The sequence below is a fragment of the Streptomyces chlorus genome (genome assembly GCF_042655885.1).
Classification (GTDB): Bacteria; Actinomycetota; Actinomycetes; order Streptomycetales; family Streptomycetaceae; genus Streptomyces; species Streptomyces chlorus.
Window position 1 is genome coordinate 1 of the sequence record NZ_JBHSOA010000026.1, and the last position, 3,970, is coordinate 3,970.

Sequence of the window (3,970 nt, forward strand, 5' to 3'; positions counted from 1 at the left end):
ATACGCGGCCACACTCGACCGGGACACCACCACACCCTTGGGCCGCCCCGTCGACCCCGACGTATAGATCACATACGCCGCACACGAATCCGGCACCCCCACCACGACATCCGAGGCATCCTGCCGGGCACACTCCGCCACCACCGCCGCATCATCCACCACCAGGCACGACACGTCCGGCGGCAGCATTTCCGCGAGACCGCCGGTGGTCACCGTGACCGCCGGACCGGCATCGGCCAGCACATAGCCGATCCGCTCGGCCGGGTACTCCGGGTCGATCGGCACATAGGCCGCGCCGGCCTTCCACACCGCCAGCAGCGTCACCACCAGATCCACACCACGCGGCAGCAGCACCCCGACGAACGACTCCGCCCCCACCCCGCGCCCGGCCAGCACCCGCGCCAGACGATTGACCCGCGCATTCAACTCCCCATACGAAACCTCCTCGGTCCCGCACACCACCGCCACCGCATCCGGAGCCGACACCACCTGCCGCTCGAAACGCTCAACGAGGAACTCCGACACCACCGGCACGACACCGGTGTCGTTCCACCCCTGCGTAATCCGCTTCCGTTCGTCCGTCCCCAGCAGGTCGACACCGCCGACCGGGCCTTCCGGTTCGCGGGTGACTGCGTTGAGGACCCGCTGCAGGCCGTCCGTATACCGGTGAGCGTCCTCAGGGGCGATCATGTGCGGCTGGTACTTGATGCACAGCGTCAGTTCTGCACCCGGGATCGCGAGCAGGTAAACGGGGTAATGCGTCGCGCTCTGCGCTTCCACGCCCGTGACCCGCACGCCCTCGAAGAGACTTTCGAGGCTCTCGGCGTCGAACGGGTAATTCTCGAAGACGGTGACCGTGTCGAAGAGTTCACCGTGTCCGGCCCAGCGTTGAACGTCCGCCAGGCCGGCGTAGTGGTGGTCCGCAAGCTGAGCCTGCTCCCGCTGGAGCCGTGTGACGAGGTCCTTGAGAGATTCGGCAGGGTCGACGCTCACGCGCACCGGCAGGGTGTTGATGAACAACCCCACCATCGACTCCACGCCCGCCAGCTCGGCGGGACGCCCCGACACCGTCGCACCGAAGACCACATCGGTCCGGCCGGTCATCCATGACAGCACGAGCCCCCACGCGGCCTGCACCACCGTGTTCAGCGTGACGCCCCACTCCCGCGCACACCGGCCGAGCTCCTGCGTCGTGTCCGCGTCCAGCGTGACGGTGATCGACTCGGGGACGACGGCGGTGTGGCTTCCTCCCGCCGGTCCCACCAGCGTCGGGCCCTCCACTCCCGCCAAGGCATCGCGCCAGACGCGTCGGGACTCGTCCCGGTCACGGTCGGCGAGCCACCGCAGGTAGTCCTTGAACGGAAGCACCTGCGGCAGATCGCGGTCGTCACCGCCCTGCCGGTACAGCCCCAGCAACTCACGCAGCAACACGGAGGACGACCACCCGTCCCACAGAATGTGGTGGTGGGTCATCAGGAACCGGTGACGACCGCCGCCGAGGCGGATCAGCATGAACCGCACCAGCGGCGGGCGCCGCATGTCGAAGCGCGCCCACCGGTCCGCCTCGACCAGCTTCGCGGCGGCCGCGTCGACGTCCTCCGCGTCCGAGACGTCCTCGTCGCGCCACGGCACCGTCACCGACCGCGCCACCACCTGGACCGGCTGCGCCAGGCCCTCGTGGCGAAAGCCGACCCGAAGGTTCGCGTGCCGGCGCAGCAGCGCCTCCGCCGCCGCGTGCAGCCGGTCCCGATCGATCTCGCCGTCGAGGTCGAACGCCAGCTGGCGGACGTAGAGATCGGTGGGGCCCTCGTCACGGATGCTGTGGAACAGCATTCCCTCCTGAAGCGGCGACAGGGGAAGGATGTCCGCGATATTGCGCTTCTGCGTGCTCATTCGAAACTCTCCCAGTCAGCTTCAAGCAGGTCGATCTCGCTCTGACTCAGAGTGGAAAGCGAGAAGTCGGTCGGGGTGATCCCTCCGGCGTCGGGATCCTTGGTGTGCTCGGCGATGCCGGTGAGCGCGGAGACCCACAGCCGGGCCAGGGCGCGCACGTCGTCCTCCGACAGCAGCCGTGGTGCCCAGCTCCAGTTGGCCCGGAGCCGGATGAGCCCGTCCTGCTCCTCGGCGACCGCGTTGAGTTCGACCACGTGGCTGAGCGGCACGGCGGGTCCGGTGCCGTGCACCGCACCGGGCAGCAGCCCCCAGTCGTGGTCCTCGCCCGCTGCGGTACGCATGCGGCCCAGGTAGTTGAAACCCACCTGCGGCGCGGGGTACTGGCGGAGCACGTCGGCGGTGCCGGGGTTGAGATGACGCAGGAGGCCGTAGCCGACACCCCGGTCCGGTACCGCGCGGAGCTGTTCCTTGACCCGCTTGATCGCCTCTCCGACGCCCGGTCCGCCCGTCTCCGACCACCGGATCCGTCCCGGGTCCAGCCACACCGGATACACCGTGGTGAACCAGCCCATCGTCCGCGACAGGTCGGCTCCGGACATCAGTTCCTCGTGCCGGCCGTGGCCTTCCAGTTCCACGACGCATCCCGGGCTCGGCGACCCGTCAGGGGCCTGCCGCCAGCGCGACAGTGCCAGGGCGAACGCCGTCAGCAGCACGTCCTCCACACCCGCGTTGTAGAGATCCGCGGTCCGTGTCAGCACGATCTCCGACACGTCCGACGGCACGACCTCCGACAACAGCCCCATGGCGCTGTACCGGTCGCGCTCGGGGTCCAGCTCACCGTCGGCCACCGGGGTCCGGCGGGACAGCACGGACGTCCACCAGTCCAGTTCGGACTCACGCCGCTCGCTCACCGCCTGCCGTGCCAGTTCCAGCGACCACGCCCGCAGAGACGTGCCGACGGGCGCCAACGCCGCGGCCGCGCCGCCCGACCCGGCGTGCTGCACCGCTTCCGCCAGGTCCGGCAGCAGCACCCTCCAGGACACCCCGTCCACCACCATGTGGTGGGCGACGATCACCAGCACTCCGGGGGCCTGCGCGCCCGCGTCCAGCCAGACCAGCCGCAGCATGATCCCCGTGGCCGGGTCCAGCTCGTCCCCCGCCGCTGCGGCCCGCGCCGTCGTCTCCTCCCGCACCTCGGACCCGTCCCAGCCACGCACGTCCACACGGGACAGGACCGTGTCGGTGGCCGGCGAACCCGGCGCGGCGACGTCCATCACCGGCCCCTGCTCCTGGTCGTGGCGCACGCGGGAGCGGAGTACGTCGTGGCGGTCGAGCACGGCCTGGACGCCGACAAGGAGGTCCGGCCAGGTCAGCCCCGCCGGTACGCGCAGCACCTGTGCATGGTGGTACGCGGCCCAGTCGCCGCCGCGTTCCAGCAGGGAACGAGAGATCGGCAACGCCGGGAAGACGCCCACACCCCGGACGGCCTCGGCGGCGTTCTCCCCGCCCTCGTCCTCGTCGACCCAGGCGGCGGCCCGTGCCAGCTCCGCGACCGTGGGGTGCTCGAACAGGGTGCGTACCGAGAAGCGTGAGCCCGATCGACGTGCACGGCCGACCAGCTGAATGGACATGATGCTGTCCCCGCCCAGCGCGAAGAACGAGTCGTCGATGCCGATGTCCGCGACTCCCAGGGTCTCCGCGAACAGCCGGCACAGCAGTGCCTCCCGCGGCCCTCGGGCAGGACGGGTCCCGGCATCGTGCTCGTGGTCCGGTGCGGGCAGCCGGGCGCGGTCGACCTTGCCGTTGGTGGTGAGGGGGAGTGCGTCGAGGGGGACGACGGCGGCGGGAACCATGTGGTCGGGAAGGCGCGTGCGCACGTAGCCGCGGAGGTCGGGGCCGGGGGTGTTGTGGCCCTGGGCAGGGACCACGTAGGCGACCAGGCGCTGGGTTCCCGGTCGGTCCTCCCGCGCCATCACCACGGCGCGGTGCACGTCGGGGTGCTCGTCCAGCACCGCCTCGATCTCGCCGAGTTCGATGCGGAAGCCCCGCACCTTCACCTGGTCGTCGACCCGGCCGA

General features: G+C 70.5%; 2 protein-coding genes. Both read right to left on the reverse strand.

Annotated features, from left to right (window positions below):
• Positions 1-1,893, reverse strand: a 1,893-nt coding sequence (locus ACFPZI_RS13925; protein ID WP_381362970.1) for a condensation domain-containing protein, incomplete at its 3' end; no start/stop codon positions are given.
• The coding region (locus ACFPZI_RS13930) for a condensation domain-containing protein (protein WP_381362972.1) at positions 1,890-3,970 on the reverse strand (2,081 nt) is incomplete at its 5' end. The genes ACFPZI_RS13930 and ACFPZI_RS13925, both read right to left, overlap by 4 nt.